The sequence below is a fragment of the Mycobacterium lacus genome (assembly GCF_010731535.1).
Classification (GTDB): Bacteria; Actinomycetota; Actinomycetes; order Mycobacteriales; family Mycobacteriaceae; genus Mycobacterium; species Mycobacterium lacus.
On the sequence record NZ_AP022581.1, the window covers coordinates 2,330,625 to 2,347,522 of the forward strand.

At 67.1% G+C, this 16,898-nt stretch carries 15 protein-coding genes and 1 pseudogene; 6 read left to right on the forward strand and 10 right to left on the reverse strand.

Going from position 1 to position 16,898, the window contains the following annotated elements:
- Positions 1-218 precede the first annotated feature (218 nt).
- From G6N24_RS10640 to G6N24_RS10660, 5 genes are all read right to left on the reverse strand, one after another.
- Positions 219-938: a lysophospholipid acyltransferase family protein gene (locus G6N24_RS10640; protein WP_085161875.1), complete on the reverse strand. Its 720-nt coding sequence runs from the start codon at positions 936-938 to the stop codon at positions 219-221.
- 85 nt (positions 939-1,023) lie between these two features.
- Complete coding sequence (locus G6N24_RS10645) at positions 1,024-1,419, reverse strand: hypothetical protein (RefSeq protein ID WP_085161936.1); 396 nt, start codon at positions 1,417-1,419, stop codon at positions 1,024-1,026.
- Positions 1,416-2,675, reverse strand: a complete 1,260-nt coding sequence (locus tag G6N24_RS10650) for an ArsA family ATPase (RefSeq protein ID WP_085161935.1) — start codon at positions 2,673-2,675, stop codon at positions 1,416-1,418. Before G6N24_RS10650 ends, G6N24_RS10645 begins: the two co-directional genes overlap by 4 nt.
- 16 nt (positions 2,676-2,691) lie before the next feature.
- Positions 2,692-3,129 carry an SRPBCC family protein gene (locus G6N24_RS10655; protein ID WP_085161874.1) on the reverse strand — a complete coding sequence of 146 codons (438 nt, stop codon included), beginning with the start codon at positions 3,127-3,129 and terminating at the stop codon, positions 2,692-2,694.
- 109 nt (positions 3,130-3,238) lie between these two features.
- Entirely contained in the window at positions 3,239-3,628 is a 390-nt protein-coding gene (locus G6N24_RS10660; RefSeq protein WP_085161873.1) for a polyketide cyclase / dehydrase and lipid transport, read from the reverse strand.
- Between the two features lie 197 nt (positions 3,629-3,825).
- Between G6N24_RS10660 and G6N24_RS10665 the strand changes: the two genes are divergently transcribed.
- A complete protein-coding gene (locus tag G6N24_RS10665; protein ID WP_085161872.1) occupies positions 3,826-5,628 on the forward strand; it encodes an AMP-dependent synthetase/ligase in 1,803 nt (600 codons plus the stop codon).
- Positions 5,629-5,697: 69 nt separating this feature from the next.
- Here G6N24_RS10665 and pimB read toward each other — a convergent pair whose 3' ends face one another.
- The 4 genes from pimB to G6N24_RS10685 form a co-directional block, all read right to left on the reverse strand.
- A complete protein-coding gene (gene pimB / locus G6N24_RS10670; RefSeq protein ID WP_085161871.1) occupies positions 5,698-6,852 on the reverse strand; it encodes a GDP-mannose-dependent alpha-(1-6)-phosphatidylinositol monomannoside mannosyltransferase in 1,155 nt (384 codons plus the stop codon).
- Between the two features lie 9 nt (positions 6,853-6,861).
- Positions 6,862-7,665, reverse strand: coding sequence for an eCIS core domain-containing protein (locus G6N24_RS10675; RefSeq protein ID WP_085161870.1), 804 nt, complete (start codon positions 7,663-7,665; stop codon positions 6,862-6,864).
- A gap of 49 nt (positions 7,666-7,714) precedes the next feature.
- On the reverse strand, positions 7,715-8,824 hold the full coding sequence (gene ripC / locus G6N24_RS10680) for a peptidoglycan hydrolase RipC (RefSeq protein ID WP_085161869.1): 1,110 nt from the start codon (positions 8,822-8,824) through the stop codon (positions 7,715-7,717).
- Positions 8,825-9,039: 215 nt separating this feature from the next.
- Entirely contained in the window at positions 9,040-9,294 is a 255-nt protein-coding gene (locus tag G6N24_RS10685) for a hypothetical protein (protein WP_085161934.1), read from the reverse strand.
- Positions 9,295-9,433: 139 nt separating this feature from the next.
- Here G6N24_RS10685 and G6N24_RS10690 point away from each other — a divergent pair.
- Positions 9,434-11,263 (forward strand): annotated as a pseudogene (locus G6N24_RS10690) (DEDD exonuclease domain-containing protein); the annotation flags it as partial.
- Here G6N24_RS10690 and trpD read toward each other — a convergent pair.
- Positions 11,201-12,304, reverse strand: coding sequence for an anthranilate phosphoribosyltransferase (gene trpD / locus G6N24_RS10695; protein WP_232070748.1), 1,104 nt, complete (start codon positions 12,302-12,304; stop codon positions 11,201-11,203). The pseudogene G6N24_RS10690 and the gene trpD overlap by 63 nt on opposite strands.
- A 126-nt stretch (positions 12,305-12,430) precedes the next feature.
- Between trpD and ctaE the strand changes: the two genes are divergently transcribed.
- The 4 genes from ctaE to qcrB are packed head-to-tail and all read left to right on the forward strand — an operon-like array spanning position 12,431 to position 16,780.
- Positions 12,431-13,042 carry an aa3-type cytochrome oxidase subunit III gene (ctaE, locus tag G6N24_RS10700; RefSeq protein ID WP_085161868.1) on the forward strand — a complete coding sequence of 204 codons (612 nt, stop codon included), beginning with the start codon at positions 12,431-12,433 and terminating at the stop codon, positions 13,040-13,042.
- Positions 13,043-13,071: 29 nt separating this feature from the next.
- The gene (gene qcrC / locus G6N24_RS10705; RefSeq protein WP_085161867.1) at positions 13,072-13,917 is read left to right on the forward strand and encodes a cytochrome bc1 complex diheme cytochrome c subunit; all 846 of its coding nucleotides are present in this window, start codon (positions 13,072-13,074) and stop codon (positions 13,915-13,917) included.
- Positions 13,914-15,131 (forward strand): cytochrome bc1 complex Rieske iron-sulfur subunit, encoded by a 1,218-nt coding sequence (gene qcrA / locus G6N24_RS10710; RefSeq protein ID WP_085161933.1) that lies wholly within the window; start codon positions 13,914-13,916, stop codon positions 15,129-15,131. Before qcrC ends, qcrA begins: the two co-directional genes overlap by 4 nt.
- On the forward strand, positions 15,128-16,780 hold the full coding sequence (gene qcrB / locus G6N24_RS10715; RefSeq protein WP_085161866.1) for a cytochrome bc1 complex cytochrome b subunit: 1,653 nt from the start codon (positions 15,128-15,130) through the stop codon (positions 16,778-16,780). The genes qcrA and qcrB overlap by 4 nt, the downstream gene beginning before the upstream one ends.
- Positions 16,781-16,898 lie beyond the last annotated feature (118 nt).

Consider the following 16,898-nt stretch of genomic DNA (forward strand, 5'->3'; position numbering starts at 1 on the left):
CCGACGGTGGCGACCCGCTTCGCCCGGCTACGCCGCGCTTGCGATCGCCACGTGCGCCAATGGTGGCGACCCGCTTCGCCCGGCTACGCCGCGCTTGCGATCGCCACGTGCGCCAATGGTGGCGACCCGCTTCGCCCGGCTACGCCGCGCTTGCGATCGCCACGTGCGCCAATGGTGGCGACCCGCTTCGCCCGGCTACGCCGCGCTTGCGATCGCCACTAGCCGGCGGCGGTCTCGGGAATCCGTACGGCGTCCTTCGCGGCACGGGTGCCGTTTTTGACGCTGGCGGCGTACATGTCGACGTACTCTTGACCCGACAGGCCCATCAGCTCGTAGATCACCTCGTCCGTGACCGCCCGCTCGATGAAATGGTTGCCCGCCATTCCCTCGAAGCGCGAAAAGTCCATCGGCTTACCGAACCGAACGGTGACCCGGCCGAACCGCAACATCTTTTTGCCCGGCGGGTTGACGACGTCGGTGCCGATCATCGCTACCGGAATCACTGGAACCCCGGTGTGCAACGCCAGCCGCGCCAGCCCGGTCTTGCCTTTGTAGAGCCGACCGTCCGGCGAGCGGGTGCCCTCGGGGTACACGCCCAGCAGCTTGCCCTGGGCCAGCAGCCCTTCGGCCGTTAGCAGTGCGGACTGCGCAGAGTCGGCGTTGGTGCGGTCGATGGGCACCTGGCCGGAGACGCTGTAGAACCAGCGGTTGATCCAGCCTCTCAGCCCGGTGCCGGTAAAGTACTCCGCCTTCGCCAGGAACCAGATCCGGCGGCGCACCACCAACGGAAGGTAGAAGCTGTCCGCCACCGCGAGGTGGTTGCTGGCCAGGATCGCTGGCCCAGAACTCGGGATGTGTTCCAGGCCTTCGACTTTCGGCCGGCCGAGCAAGGTAAAAAGCGGGCCCATGAAGATGTACTTGAATAGGTAGTACCACATGGTTCCCTCTCGGCCGCACCGGATGGTGTTCTGCGCCAACTGTACCCATCAGCGATGCCTCCGACCACCTCCGCGCGGCGGCGGCTCACTCCTCGAGGCTAACCGGGATGGGCTGATAGCGCGTTTTCGCGGCGCCGTTTCCCGCGCCGTTCCCCGGGGCCGTGTCGGTAGCGACGCCGCCATCGGGCGGGCCATCGGGTGGGGGTTGCGCCGATCGGTCAATGTCGGCGACTATGGCGCGGATCACGTCCAGCAGAGCGACGCTGTGGTTGGCGATGACGGTCACGAGCGGGTGCTGCTCGCCGGTGACCACGGCGGCCAGCGCGCACACGGGACACCACACCTGCTGGCACTTGCCGGTCCCAACGCCGGCGCCCGAGGCCATCACGGCCGCCGCCCGCACCGCGGGGTCGATCCCGTCCAGGATCGCCTGCGCTAGCCTCCGCAGCTCGGGACCGACGTCGGTATGAGCCCTACTCACCTTGGCCATACCTCCGGATCCGGTCGAAAACGAACTGTCAGCTCACTGCCCCGCAGACGCGCGTCCTGCACCGTACACCGCCGCAGGACGGACGCCAACCGAACCCGGCGCCGCACGCCGCCGGCACTGATGATCAGGTCGTCGTCGGACCGGCCCAGCGTCAGCGCCCCGGGATCGAGCTGGGGCAAGGCTAGCCTCAGCCGATAGACCGATTCCAGCCCCGACCCGGACTCCAGGTCGACGACGGGACGCAGCGGTCCCGGCGGCGCAGCTCCGCGGCGACGACGGGAACTGTCCAGCAACCCACCCAGCGCCTTGGGGCCGATCGGCTCACCGGCCAGATGCGGAACCAGCACTAGCGCCACGTCGCCGATGGTGGCGTCGAGTTCGGCGAGGACCGCACGTTGCTCGCAGATGCGTTCGGCGTACCAGTAGAACGCCGGGTGGTCGGGCAGGTTGCGGTACTCGTAGGATTCATCTCGCACCAGAACCTGATTGACCAGCAATTCCTCGACGCGCACGCCCATCAACGCCAGTGAACCCAGCGTTCGGGCCGCTTCGGCCGCGACCACCCGCTCGGGGGTCAGCACCAGGTGAGCGCTGACCAATTCACCGTCGGTCAGCAATGCGCTGAGCCGCTCCACGCTGGCGCTAATGCGCTCCAACAGTTCCACCGCCGCGGCCGACCGGGCGTCATTGGCGGCGATGGACAGCCTGCGATGCCGCGGCCAGGCACGTTCCACGTATAGCCCGAAGGTAGCGGGCAGGGTCAACATTCGTAACGCGTCCGCGGTCGAGGCACAGTCAACGACGATGCGATCCCATCGCCCGGCCGCCGCAAGCTCGCCGACCGCGTGCAATCCGAGCACTTCCTGGATGCCGGGTAGCGCCGAGAGTTCTTCGGGGGCAATACTGCTCAGCTCGGAGTCGGGAAATCTCGCGTCCAGCGCGTCGACCACGTTGTGCCACCTGGACTCGAGCAGGGCCAGGGTGTCCAGTGCCAGCGCATCGAGATATCCGCCGCCGCCCTGGTCCTCCCCGGTTCCGAGATCGGCTAGCACACGAATGGGTGCGCCCCGACCGGTCGGCGGGACCGCGATGCCCAGCACGTCGCCCAGCGAGTGCGCCTGGTCGGTGGACACCACCAGCACTCGATGACCGGCGTTGGCATCACAGACCGCGGTCGCGGACGCCAGGGTGGATTTTCCTACCCCGCCTTTGCCGACAAAAAGACTGATCCGGGCCGGGGCGGACACCACGAAGTCACTGGATTCACTCAGCCTCGACTCGTTTCTTCAGATCCTTCAGAGCCCCGTCGATCAATCTGCGTTCGGCCTTGCGTTTGAGCATCCCGATCATCGGGACGGCAAGGTCGACCGAGAGCTCATAGGTGACCTCGGTGCCAGAACCCTTGGGCGCCAAGCGGTACGTGCCCTCGAGGGACTTCAGCAGCGAGCTGGATTCGAGAGTCCAGCTCAGCGATTGGCGATCTGACGGCCACTCGTAGGACATGATCAAGGTGTCTTTGAAGATGGTTGCGTCCATCAACATCCGTGCCCGTTTCGGGTAACCCTCGTCGTCAGCCTCCAGGACTTCGACTTCCTTGTACTCCGAAATCCATTCCGGGTAAGCCTCGATGTCGGCGATCGCCTTCATCACCTCGGCTGGATCCGCGTCGATGTAGATCGTCTGCGTCGTCTTGTCCGCCACCTGACTACTTCCCTCTCTCCCGCAAGCGGGTCAACCCCCCTAGGCTATCTGCGGGAGCACCCGGCCTCCCGGCAAAACGGTACTCTCCCGTGCCAAAACGTTAACCCGGTTAAACTACCGGAGAAACTCCGATGGGGCGCGACCGCTCGAGTGTCGCCTTGACCTCGAAAGCCATTTTTTTGCCCGCCACCCGGCGGCGGTGAGTCATCTTGGCCAGGTTCATCCGGGCCAGCTGCCAGGCCGCCGCGCCGGTCGGTTCGGCATGCAGGTAGTAGTGCAGCAGCACCCCATCGAACGACGGTTCCAGCCAGACCTCTGCGGTGCCGGTCAGTGCGCCGGCAACCGCCCACCGGATTCCCCGATCGCCACGGTCTTCGGTGACCGTCAGGCGCAGGTCCGGCCACCAGCGGCGCCAACTCGACCGATCGGCGATCGCGGCCGCGACCCGTGCGCCGTCAGCGGCGACAAACGTCTCGTCGGCGATCTGGATGCTGTACATGGCCTCAGCTTCACACAACCCGTCCGAAGGACCCCGGTCAGGGCACGGAATCAAAAGCCGTACGCGGGCACGCCCCCGCAAACGAGGTCGCCGCCCAACCGGCCGCTTCGATGCAGTGCCAATGCCCGGATTAGGCTGGGCGACGGCAAGCCGGCACCCCGGGAAACGTCATACCGAAGTCAAACGAGGTCAAACGAGTGCGTGAGTACAGCGTCCCAGCCCGCTTTTCGGTCGGCGAGCGCGACAATTTAGCGGCGGTGGTCTACCAGCACGAGCGCGACGATCCCGACTTCGTCATCTACCAACGCCTGATCGACGGCGTCTGGACCGATGTCACCTGTGCCGAGGCGGCTAACCAGATTCGCTCTGCGGCACTGGGTTTGATCGCCCTGGGCGTGCGGGCCGGTGACCGGGTGTCCATCTTTTCGGCCACCTGCTACGAGTGGGCGATCCTCGACCTGGCGATCCTCTCGGTGGGCGCGGTCACGGTGCCGATCTATGAGACGTCGTCGGCCGAGCAGGTGCGCTGGGTCCTGCAGAACTCAGCAGCGGTGTTGGCGTTCGCAGAAACCGACGCGCACGCAGCGATCGTCACCGAGCTCACCGGCGAATTGCCGGCGCTGCGCCGGGTGCTGCTGATCAATGGATCGGGTCCCAAGGCGCTCGAGGAGCTCGCGCAGGCCGGCGCCGCGGTCGACCCGGCCGAGCTGACCGCCCGCCTCGAGGCACTGCGGGCCGACCACCCGGCGACGCTCATCTACACGTCAGGCACGACCGGACGGCCCAAAGGCTGCCAACTCAGCCACTCCAACCTGCTCCACGAAATGCGGGGTACCCGGGAGTGCCTGCCCACGCTGTTGTGCGAAGGTCAGCGGCTGCTGGTCTTCTTGCCACTGGCCCACGTGCTGGCTCGCGCCCTCACCTTGGCCGCGCTCGCCAGCAAAGTGACCGTCGGCTTCACCAGCGATATCAAGAATCTGCTGCCGATGTTCGCGGTCTTCAAACCCACCGTGGTGGTGTCGGTGCCACGCGTGTTTGAGAAGGTGTACAACACGGCCGCGCAAAACGCCGCCAACGAGGGCAAAGCCCCGATCTTCAAGATGGCGGCCCAGACCGCGGTCGATTGGAGCCGCGCCCAAGACCACGGCAGCCCAGGGCTGCTGCTGCGCGCCAAACATGCGTTGTTCGACCGGCTGGTCTACCACAGGCTGCGCACAGCGCTGGGCGGTGCCTGCCACGCGGCCGTCTCGGGTGGCGCGCCGCTGGGTTCACGGCTGGGCCATTTCTATCGCGGGGTGGGCCTGACCATCTACGAGGGCTACGGCCTGACGGAGACCAGCGCGGCCATCACGGCCAACCAGATCGGTGCCCTTAAGATCGGGACCGTCGGAAAGCCGGTGCCTGGCAACGGTTTACGCATCGCCGACGATGGCGAGCTGCTGGTGCGCGGCGGGGTCGTGTTCAGTGGCTACTGGCACAACGAGCAGGCCACCGACGAGGCATTCACCGACGGCTGGTTCAAGACAGGCGATCTGGGCGCGATCGACGAGGATGGCTTCTTGACGATCACCGGCCGGAAGAAGGAGATCATCGTCACCGCGGGCGGGAAGAATGTCGCCCCCGCCGTGCTCGAGGACCAGCTGCGCGCACACCCGCTGATAAGCCAGGCGATGGTGGTCGGGGACAACAAGCCGTTCATCGGCGCGCTGATCACCGTCGATCCCGAGGCGCTCGACGGCTGGAAGCAACGCAACAGCAAGCCGGCCAGCGCCTCGGTGGGCGATCTGGCCACCGACCCCGATCTCGTCGCCGAGGTGGACGCGGCGATCAAGCAGGCCAATCTGGCGGTGTCGCATGCTGAGTCGATCCGCAAGTTCCGCATTCTGCCCGTCGACTTCACCGAGGACACTGGTGAACTGACGCCGACCATGAAGGTCAAGCGCACCGTGGTAGCCGAGAAGTTCGCCCCCGAAATCGAGGCAATCTACAGCTCGGACTAACATGGCGAGCAGACGCAAAAGGCCCCATTTCGCAACGAAATTGGGGCCTTTTGCGTCTGCTCGCCACCCCTAGCCGCGCAGCAGGTCCGCCAGCCGGGCAGCCAGTGTGTCCCAGCGCCAGTGGGCCGTCACCCATTCCCGGCCGGCGGCGCCCATCGCGGCGGCCCGGTCCCGATCAGTCAGCAACTCGGCGACGGCGTCAGCCACCTTGTCGACCGCGCGGCCGTCGACCACCAGTCCAGTCTTGTTGTGCTGCACCGTTTCCGGGGCTCCACCCGATTGGCCGGCAATCACCGGCACTCCGGTGGCCGAGGCCTCCAGGAAGACAATGCCCAAGCCCTCGACGTCCATTCCGGCGCCCCGGGTTCGGCAAGGCATCGCGAACACGTCGCCAAGAGCGTGGTGTGCCGGTAGTTCGTCGCCGGGCACGCCGCCGGTGAACGTCACGTCGTCGGCCACCCCGCAATCCCCGGCCAGTTTGCGTAGCGCCGCGAGGTGCGGGCCGCCCCCGACGAGCACCAACGCGGCTCCATCGACGCGCTGCCGGATCGACGGCAGCGCCCTGATCAGCATGTCCTGGCCTTTGCGCGGTACCAGCCGCGACACGCACACCACGGTTGGCCGCTCGCCCAGCCGGTAACGTTGACGCAGCTCGGCCCGCGCGGCCGCATCCGGGTGGAATCGATCCGTGTCGACCCCGGGGGGCAGGTATTCCAACGCGGCCGCGGCCCCGAAGGCCGGCGCGAACCGGGACCGCGTGTACCGGCTGACGTACGTCACAACGTCGGTGTCATCGCCGATGCGGCGCAACACCGACCGCGCGACCGGAAGCATCGACCAACCCACTTCGTGGCCGTGCGTGCTGGCCAGCACCCGGGCCGCTCCGGCCTGCCGGGCACGCTGCGCCAGCACAGCCAGCGGTGCGGCCGCGCCGAACCACACGGTCTGGATGCCGTGTTCGGCGATCAGCCGGCGCATCCGGATATCGACCGTCGGGCCGGGCAGCATCAGCGTGCCGGGATGGCGCACCACCCGATAGCCGGCGGCCCGGGCCGAGTCGTCAAACGCATCGGCACCCTTCCATTGGGGTGCGTACACCGTCACCGCGTGGGATCCGGCCCCTGAAGCGGATTGGACCAGCCGGCCGACGAACTCGCCCAGGTAAGACTGGATGCCGCCACGGCGGGGCGGAAAGTCGTTGGTCACCAGCAGGACCCGGCTCACTGCGACAGGCTAGCCGACCAGCCACTGTTGCCAGCGCTGCAGCAGGCCGGCCGGGTCGGCGCCCAGCACGTCGCGCAGGGCGCTGAACATGTCGGCGTGTCCGACACCGCAAGCGGCCAGGTAGAGCTCGCGCAGCTTCGTCGTCCCATAACTATCGGCGACAAAGCGGGCGAACCACCACGAGCGGTCATAGCCCAACGAGCGCTGCTGCCCGGGGGTGTCCAGCTCGGCGTCCGACGGCAGCGAAGGCACCATCGACACGACCTCATCGGGCATCGCGCTGTTCGGCCGGGCGATGAAATCGGCTACCCCCTCGGTCAGCCATCGGGGTGCGTCCAGGGCAGTATCGCGCCGCGCCGCATAGTGAAAAAGCTCATGCGCCAACACTATTCGTAATGCGGCATCGCTCATGCCCGCCGCCCCCGGTGCGAACACAATTCGTTGGCCGACGGCCGTCTGGCGCGCCGGATCGACGCTGTCGACGACCGTCACCGCCGCGATGTCCGCCCACCGCGACGCCGGGCCCCCGCCCGCGGCGGCACGAAACTGTTCGTCCGATCCGGTGGCCACCACCGAGATGTCGCGCGTCCAATCGACACCCCAGAAGGCCTCCACTTCGCCGACCGCGGTGCCGATGGCCGCCGCGATACGCGACAGCAGGCGGTCGGTCCCCGGGCCGCCGAGGCTCACCATCCGGACCGTGCGATCGCCGACGACCAACGGCGTCGGCGCAGCGCTCACGTGGCCGCCATGGGGACGTAGGGGCACGGCCGCGGCCGCGATCAGCCCGACCACAAACACGCACGCCAGCAGGATCGAGGGCCACCGCCCTCGCGGGCGAGGCCGTCCCGCGACGAGGCTCTCAGTAACGGCGGGCGTCGTAGATCGGACCGGACGAGTTCATGGGCACCACCCGCACCGGCTGACCGAAGGTGGAGGAATGGACCATCATGCCGTCACCGATGTAAATGCCGGCATGAGACGCGTCGGAGTAGAAGGTCAGCACGTCGCCGGGCTGCAGGTCGGACAACGCAACCGGCTGACCACCCTGGGCCAGCGCTTGGCTGGAGTGCGGCAGCGCGATGCCGGCCTGCTGGAACGCCCACATCACCAATCCGGAGCAGTCGAATCCACCGGGTGCAGCGCCGCCCCACGCATAGGGCGTTCCGATCTGGGCCAACGCGGCCTGCACGACAACCGCACGGTCACCGCCACCGGGCGCGACCGGCATTCCAGGCATCCCACCCTGCGGTGGAGCCTCGCCCGACGGGGCCCCGCCGGCCGGTGGCTCACCCGGCGGCAACGCCCCCGGCGCCGGCGTGACGGCGATCGCGGCGGTCGCCGGGACCGGCCCTGGGTCGGCGAGGGCGGTGCGCTGCTCGGGCGTCAACGACATGTACTGCGACTTCACGACGGCGATCTGCACCTGCAGCTGACTCTGCTTGCGCTGCAGGCTCGCCCGCACCGCGGCGGCCTGCTCGGCCGCGGCCTTGGCATCCGCCGCGGACCTGGCGGACGCCCGCTCAGCCCTGGCAGCTTGTTCTCCGGCGGCCCGAAAATTGGCCATCTGCGTGGCCATCTGGGACGCCAACACCCGCTGCAAGGCCAGCCTGTCGATCACCAGCTGCGGTGACTGCCCCGTCAAGATGGCGTCCATACCGTCGGTGCGACCGCCCATGTAGGTGGCGGCGGCAAGCTTGTTGACGGCGGCCTGGAAGGTGGCCAAGCGGGCTTTCGCGGCATCGGCGGCGGCCTGGTCGTCGGCGTGCTTCTTCTCCGCAGCCTGCTGGGCAGCAAGCTTCGCGTTCAAGTCGAGTTGCGCGGTGTGCATCGCCTCGGTGGTCCGCTCGGCCTGCCGCGACAGCTCGTTGAGTTTTGCCAGCGCGTCGTCGGCCGGATCAGCGGCCGAATTCGCGGCGACAACGCCGGACAACAAGGTGAAACTCGCTAACGAACTGATGGCGGATCGCATGATTACCCGCGCGATCGACCGCGAACAGGCGAGCCTCAAAATTTGCTTCCTTAAACTGCCATCGACGTAGAGTCGCCGAGCTGGTTTAGGTCTCAAACAGGTTACGAAACGATATCGGCGTTTGTCCAAAGGGGGAGATTAAGAAAATGGATAGATTTCTGTCATTACCTTGTGAGCCGCCGCGCGTCTGCTATAGCAACCGGGACGCAGAGACCCTACGCCACACCCGATCCGCGGTCGCGGCGGATCGGCACCAGACGCAACCTCGGAGCCAATCCGGCCTGCGCGAGCACTTCCAGCGCGGCGCGTTCGTCGTGCAACAAGGTTTCCGGTACCCCGAGTAGCACGGTAACGACGCAGTCGTGGCAGCCGGGCCCACGGACAGCGCAGTCGTCACAGTCGATAACCACCGGCGCCCCCGGCCCGGGCGCCGCGCCGCCTTCACGGTCGAATCCGCTGCTTGATGCCATCTGAGTCATGTCCTTTCGTTCCGGCTTGGCCGGGTGGTCCGGCTGTCCGCGAACGCTAACCGCCGGCACCGACATTTATTCGCGTGATGCCCGGCGTGGGAAAGGCTGGGTGTCGGTCGCGATGCCTAACGTCTGCGCCATGGGTGTCACCGGCGCGACTCAGCTGAGTTTCGCCGACCTGTCGGAAGCCCAGGCCTGGGTCCCGGCCGACGAAATACCGTTGCGTGAGACCACCTTCGTCGTGTTCGACCTGGAGACCACCGGCGGACGCACGACCAGCGCCCCGGGGATACCGGCCGACGCGATCACCGAAATCGGGGCGGTCAAGGTACGCGGCGGCGCCGTGCTTGGAGAATTCGCGACCCTGGTGGACCCGCAGCGCAGCATCCCGCCCCAGATCGTCCAACTCACCGGCATCACCACGGCCATGGTGGGCGACGCGCCAACCATCGACGCCGTGCTGCCGATGTTTTTCGAGTTCGCCGGCGACGCGATTCTGGTCGCCCACAACGCCGGGTTCGACGTCGGATTCCTGCGGGCCGCCGCGCAGCGGTGCGAAATCACCTGGCCGCGGCCCAAGGTCTTGTGCACGGTGCGGCTGGCCCGCCGGGTGCTGAGCCGGGAGGAAGCCCCCAGCGTGCGGCTGGCTGCCCTGGCAAGACTGTTCGCCGTCGCCACCCCGCCCACCCACCGAGCCCTCGACGACGCCCGCGCCACCGTCGACGTGTTGCATGCACTCATCGAAAGAGTGGGCAACCAGGGCGTGCACACCTATGCCGACTTGCGCTCGTACCTGCCCGGCGTGACCGCGGCTCAGCGCCGCAAACGGGTGCTGGCTGACGGCCTGCCGCACCGCCCGGGCGTCTACCTGTTCCGCGGACCGTCGGGCGAGGTGCTCTACGTCGGCACCGCGGTCGACCTGCGACGCCGGGTAAGTCAATACTTCAACGGCGCCGACTCCCGTGGCCGCATGCGGGAGATGGTCGCACTCGCCGACGCGATCGACCACATCGAGTGCGCGCACCCACTGGAGGCCGGTGTCCGTGAGCTGCGGATGCTGGCCGCCCATGCACCGCCATACAACCGCAGGTCGAGGTTCCCACACCGATGGTGGTGGGTGGTGCTCACCGACGAAGCGTTTCCACGCCTGTCGGTGGTTCGTGCCCCGCGGCACGACCGCGCCGTCGGCCCGTTTAGATCCCGCGCCGACGCCGCCGAGACTGCGGCTTTGCTGGCACGGTTCACCGGGGTCCGAACCTGCACCAAACGCCTGGCGCGATCGGCTCTGCACGGGCCGGCCTGCCCCGAGCTCGTAGTGTCGCCCTGCCCCGCCGACCGCGACGTCACCGCGGCGAAGTACACCGCGGCGACGCAGCGTGCCGCGGCCCTGATCGACGGACGCGACAACACGGCGCTAGCGGCTGCCGTCCACCGGGTCGCGGCGCTCGCCGAACGCTGTCGCTATGAGAGCGCTGCGCGACTGCGTGACCAGACGGCCACCGCTATCGAAGCGCTGTGGCGTGGCCAGCGACTGCGCGCGCTGGCCACCGTGGGCGAGCTGATCGCCGCCAAGCCGGACGGCCCCAAAGGGGAGGGCGGCTGGCAACTCGCCGTGATCCGCCATGGTCAACTCGCCGCGGCCGGCTGCGCCCGGCGCGGAGTGCCGCCGATGCCGGTGGTCGACGCCATCGCGGCTAGCGCCCAAGCGATCCTGGCGGCGCCGGCGCCGCTCGCCGGTGCGCTGGTCGAAGAGACCGCGCTCATCGCGCGCTGGCTCGCGACGCCGGGGGTGCGCATCGTGCGGGTATCCGAGGGCGCGTGGGCGTCACCACTGGGGTCAGCGGGCGCCTGGGCGGCGTGGGCGGCGTTGGCGCGATCGGCGCGGCTGGCCGGCGACCAAGCGACGTTAGACCTGCTGGCTGAACCGCACCCATCGCGCGAGCAGCTGTTCGGCCGCACCGCTGTCGATCGCGGCGCGGGCCCGCCGCAACCCGTCCTCCCACGCCGGCAGCCAATCGGCGCGACTGGATAGCCCGGCGTGCGCGACGAATGCTCCCGCCGCGTTGAGCACCACGGCATCTCGAACCGGTCCCGTCGCGCCGCCCAGCACCGCGCGCGCTTGGGCCGCGTTGGCCTGCGCGTCGCCGCCGCGCAGGTCGTCGAGGTTGGCCCGCACGAAGCCGAATCCCGCGGGATCCAACGTCAGCCTCTCCATCGTGCCCGCGTGCACCCGCCAGATCGTGCTCGTCGTGGTCGTGGTCAACTCGTCGAGCCCGTCGTCGCCGTGCACAACCAGCACACTGCAGCGGCGCGCCGCGAACACCCCCGCCATCACCTCCGCGAGGTCGGCGAAAGCACAGCCGATCAACCCGGCGCGCGGCCAGGCCGGATTGGTCAGCGGCCCAAGGAGATTGAACACCGTGGGCACCCCGATCTCGCGGCGCACCGCCGAGGCGCGCCGGTAGGACGGATGAAACAGCGGCGCGAAGCAGAACCCGATCCCGACCTCGGCGAGGCTGCGCGCAACCTGGTCGGGCCCCAGATCGATGCGCACCCCGAGCGCCTCCAGCGTGTCGGCGCCGCCGGACAGTGACGACGCCGCCCGGTTGCCGTGTTTGACCACCGGCACGCCCGCGGCCGCCACCACGATCGCGGCCATGGTGGACAGGTTGACCGTGTTGACGCCATCACCACCGGTACCCACGATGTCGACGGTGTCGTCCCGAACCGCCGCGCGGGGCATCTGGCGCGCGTGGCTGAGCATGACGTCGGCCAGCTCGCTGACCTCGGTCGCGGTGGGAACCTTCATCTTCATCGCCACCGCGAATGCGGCGATCTGTGCCGGGCTCGCATGACCGGTCATGATCTGGTCCATGGCCCAGGAGGCCTGGCCTCTGACGAGGTCGTTCCGGTCCGTCAGCCGACCCAGGATCTGCGGCCACGACGTCGCCGACCCGGCTTGTGCTCCCGGAGAGTCTCGGTGCGAGGGGGCCTCAGATGACAACGCCACGTCGCCGATGGTCCCACGCGGGCTGCTCGCTCCCCAACCTCCGGACACGACGCGCGTCAATCGAAATGCTTGAAAATTTCTGACCCGGGTAGAGTTCGACAACTACAAAGCGTCATACTTGCGGATGTGACGACCGCCGTGGGGACCTCAGGGACTGCAATCACGTCGCGCGTGCATTCGCTGAATCGACCCAACATGGTCAGTGTTGGCACCATAGTCTGGCTCTCTAGCGAGCTGATGTTCTTTGCTGGTCTGTTCGCGTTCTATTTCACGGCGCGCGCCCAGGCCGGCGGGAACTGGCCACCACCGCCCACCGAGCTGAACCTCTACCAGGCCGTGCCGGTGACGCTGGTGCTGATCGCCTCGTCGTTCACCTGCCAGATGGGCGTGTTCGCGGCCGAGCGTGGCGACGTCTTCGGGCTGCGCCGCTGGTATGTGATCACCTTCTTGATGGGCCTGTTCTTCATCCTGGGCCAGGCCTACGAGTACCTCCACCTCACGAGTCACGGGACCACCATTCCCAGCAGCGCATACGGCAGCGTGTTCTATCTAGCTACGGGCTTCCACGGGCTGCACGTCACCGGCGGCCTGATTGCCTTCATTTTCCTGCTGGCCCGCACCGCGATGAGCAAGTTCACGCCGGCGCAGGCCACCGCCAGCATCGTCGTCTCCTATTACTGGCATTTCGTCGACATTGTGTGGATCGCGCTGTTCACCGTGATCTATTTCATCCGATGAGCCCCCGCCCGACTAACAGGAGTGCTCGGTTGAAGAAACTGGGGTCCACCCGATCCGGTGGCAGCAAGCGGATTGCTCCGTCGCGGCGGCGTCTTCGCCGCCGTTTGTCCGGTGGCCTGCTGCTGCTGATAGCGCTGACCATCGCCGGCGGGCTGGCTGCCGTGCTGACCCCCAAGCCGCAGGTGGCCGTCGCCGACGAGTCGTCCTCAGCGCTGCTGCGCACCGGCAAACAGCTATTCGACACCTCGTGTGTGTCCTGCCACGGCGCCAACCTGCAGGGCGTGCCCGACCACGGGCCAAGCCTGATCGGGGTCGGCGAGGCGGCCGTCTACTTCCAGGTGTCGACCGGCCGGATGCCCGCCATGCGGGGTGAGGCTCAGGCGCCGCGCAAGGAGCCGATATTCGATGAAGCACAGGTCGACGCGATCGGCGCCTACGTGCAAGCCAACGGGGGTGGCCCCACCGTGGTGCGCAACCCCGACGGCAGCATCGCGATGCGATCGCTACGGGGTGAGGACCTGGGCCGCGGCGGCGACTTGTTCCGGCTCAACTGCGCCTCGTGCCACAACTTCACCGGCAAGGGTGGGGCGCTGTCGTCGGGTAAGTTCGCGCCCGACCTGGGACCCGCCAATGAGCAGCAAATCCTTACGGCGATGCTCACCGGCCCGCAGAACATGCCGAAGTTCTCCGACCGCCAGCTGTCCTTCGACGCGAAGAAGGACATCATCGCCTACGTGAGGACAGTCGCCGAGGAACGTCAGCCTGGCGGCTACGGCCTCGGCGGATTCGGACCCGCGCCCGAGGGCATGGCGATATGGATCATTGGGATGGTCGCCGCCATCGGGCTGGCACTGTGGATTGGGGCGCGATCATGAGCGACGGCTCTGACGTGAAAGACGACGTGACCGGTCCCGGCACCCACACTCATGGGGCTGCCAGCGACCCGGACGAAGCGGCGCTGGCCGCGATGTCGAACCAGGAGCTGGTGACGCTGGGCGGCCGGCTGGATGGTGTCGACACCGTGTACAAGGAGCCTCGCTGGCCGGTGGAGGGCACCAAGGCGGAGAAGCGCGCCGAGCGCGGGGTCGCCCGCTGGCTTTTGCTGGGTGGCATTTTCGGGCTGGCGCTACTGCTGATCTTCTTGTTCTGGCCGTGGGAGTACAAACCGAAGGAGGCCGCGGGCAGCTTCTGGTATTCCCTGACCACCCCGCTGTATGGCCTGACCTTTGGGCTGTCCATTCTGTCGATCGCCGTGGGGGCGGTGATATTCCAGAAAAAGTTTATCCCGGAAGAGATTTCGATCCAGGAACGCCATGACGGCGCTTCTCGCGAAATCGACCGCAAGACGGTCGTGGCGAACCTGACCGATGCCTTCGAGGGCTCGACAATCGGGCGCCGCAAGTTGATCGGGCTGTCGTTCGGCATGGGCTTGGGCGCGTTCGGCCTTGGCACCCTGGTGGCGTTTGCTGGTGGCTTCATCAAGAACCCGTGGAAGCCGGTCGTCCCCACCGCTAACGGTATGAAGGCCGTGCTGTGGACGTCGGGCTGGACCCCGCGCTATCAGGGGGAAACCATCTACCTGGCGCGCGCCACCGGCTCACATGCGGGAGCACCGTTTGTCAAGATGCGCCCGGAAGACGTCGACGCCGGCGGGATGGAGACCGTCTTCCCCTGGCGCGAATCCGACGGCGACGGCACCACCGTGGAATCACGCGAGAAGCTGACGGCGATCATGCTGGGGATCCGCAATCCGGTGATGCTCATTCGGATCAAGCCCAGCGATCTGGGCCGCGTGGTCAAACGCCAGGGGCAGGAAAGCTTCAACTTCGGCGAGTTCTTCGCCTTCACGAAGGTGTGCTCGCATCTGGGTTGCCCGTCATCGCTGTACGAGCAGCAGTCCTACCGCATCCTGTGCCCTTGTCACCAGTCGCAGTTCGACGCTTTGCATTTCGCCAAACCGATATTCGGTCCGGCGGCCCGTGCGTTGGCGCAATTGCCGATCACCATTGACAGCAACGGGTATCTGGTCGCCAACGGTGACTTCATCGAGCCCGTCGGACCCGCATTTTGGGAGCGCACGACAACATGAGTCCGAAACTGAGCCCTCCGAAGATCGGTGATGTCCTGGCCCGCCAAGCGGAGGACATCGATACGCGCTATCACCCCTCGGCCGCTCTGCGCCGACAGCTCAACAAGGTGTTCCCGACGCACTGGTCGTTCCTGCTCGGTGAGATCGCGCTGTACAGCTTCATCGTCTTGCTGATCACCGGCGTGTATCTGACGCTGTTCTTCGATCCGTCGATGCTCGAGGTCACCTACAACGGTGTCTACCAACCGCTGCGCGGAGTCGAGATGTCGCGCGCCTACCAGTCGACGCTGGACATCTCCTTCGAAGTCCGGGGCGGCTTGTTCGTCCGCCAGATCCACCACTGGGCCGCGTTGATGTTCGCCGCGGCGATCATGGTGCACCTGGCGCGCATCTTCTTCACCGGGGCGTTCCGGCGGCCGCGCGAGGCCAACTGGATCATCGGTTCGCTGCTGCTGATCCTGGCGATGTTCGAGGGCTACTTCGGCTACTCGCTGCCCGACGACCTGCTGTCGGGCATTGGTCTGCGGGCCGCGCTGTCGTCGATCACCCTGGGCATGCCGGTGATCGGAACCTGGCTGCACTGGCTGCTTTTCGGCGGCGACTTCCCGGGCAACATCCTCATCCCGAGGTTGTACGCGCTGCACATCCTGCTGCTACCGGGGATCATCCTGGCGCTTATAGGGCTGCATCTGGCGTTGGTGTGGTTCCAGAAGCACACCCAATTCCCCGGCCCGGGGCGCACCGAGCACAACGTCATCGGCGTGCGGGTGATGCCGGTGTTCGCCTTCAAATCCGGCGCGTTTTTCGCCACCATCGTCGGCGTGCTCGGCCTGATGGGCGGCTTGCTGCAAATCAACCCGATCTGGAACCTGGGGCCCTACAAGCCATCACAGGTGTCGGCCGGCTCGCAGCCGGACTTCTACATGATGTGGACGGAGGGCCTGGCCCGCATCTGGCCGGCGTGGGAGTTCTACTTCTGGCATCACACCATTCCCGCCCCGGTCTGGGTGGCGGTGATCATGACCGTGGTTTTCGTCCTGCTGATCGTCTACCCGTTCCTGGAGAAGCGGTTCACCGGCGACTACGCCCACCACAACCTGCTGCAGCGACCGCGGGATGTCCCGGTGCGCACGTCTATCGGCGCCATGGCGATCGCCTTCTACATGGTCCTCACGCTGGCCGCGATGAACGACATCATTGCGCTGAAGTTCCACATCTCGCTGAACGCGACGACGTGGATCGGGCGCATCGGCATGGTGGTGCTTCCGCCGTTCGTCTACTTCATCACCTATCGGTGGTGCATCGGGCTGCAACGCAGCGACCGCGCGGTGCTCGAGCACGGCGTCGAGACCGGCATCATCAAGCGGCTGCCGCACGGCGCCTACATCGAGCTGCACCAGCCGCTCGGCCCGGTCGATGACCACGGCCACCCGATACCGCTGGCGTATCAGGGAGCCGCCGTCCCCAAGCGGATGAACAAGCTGGGCTCGGCCGGGTCGCCGGGTAGCGGCAGCTTCCTGTTCGCCGATCCGGCATCAGAGGACACCGCGCTGCGCGAGGCCGGCCACGCCGCCGAGCAACGTGCCCTGACCGCATTGCGCGAACACCAGGAGAGCATCGCCGTTTCCCCAGATGGCGAGCACGGCTAGCTGGCACGGCCCGGTGAGAAGTCCTAGCTCCGAAGCTGTAGTTAGCGCGGAGCCCACTCGGGTTTTCCCGCGCTAACTACAGTTTCGAGGGCATCGGATCCGAGGCTGCAATGTGGAG

Coding starts and splice junctions, on each gene's coding strand:
- G6N24_RS10640 (WP_085161875.1), bottom strand. CDS start 938: ATGTGGTACTACCTATTCAAGTACATCTTCATGGGCCCGCTTTTTACC.
- G6N24_RS10660 (WP_085161873.1), bottom strand. CDS start 3,628: ATGTACAGCATCCAGATCGCCGACGAGACGTTTGTCGCCGCTGACGGC.
- ripC (WP_085161869.1), bottom strand. CDS start 8,824: ATGCGATCCGCCATCAGTTCGTTAGCGAGTTTCACCTTGTTGTCCGGC.
- G6N24_RS10685 (WP_085161934.1), bottom strand. CDS start 9,294: ATGGCATCAAGCAGCGGATTCGACCGTGAAGGCGGCGCGGCGCCCGGG.
- qcrA (WP_085161933.1), top strand. CDS start 13,914: ATGAGCGACGGCTCTGACGTGAAAGACGACGTGACCGGTCCCGGCACC.
- qcrB (WP_085161866.1), top strand. CDS start 15,128: ATGAGTCCGAAACTGAGCCCTCCGAAGATCGGTGATGTCCTGGCCCGC.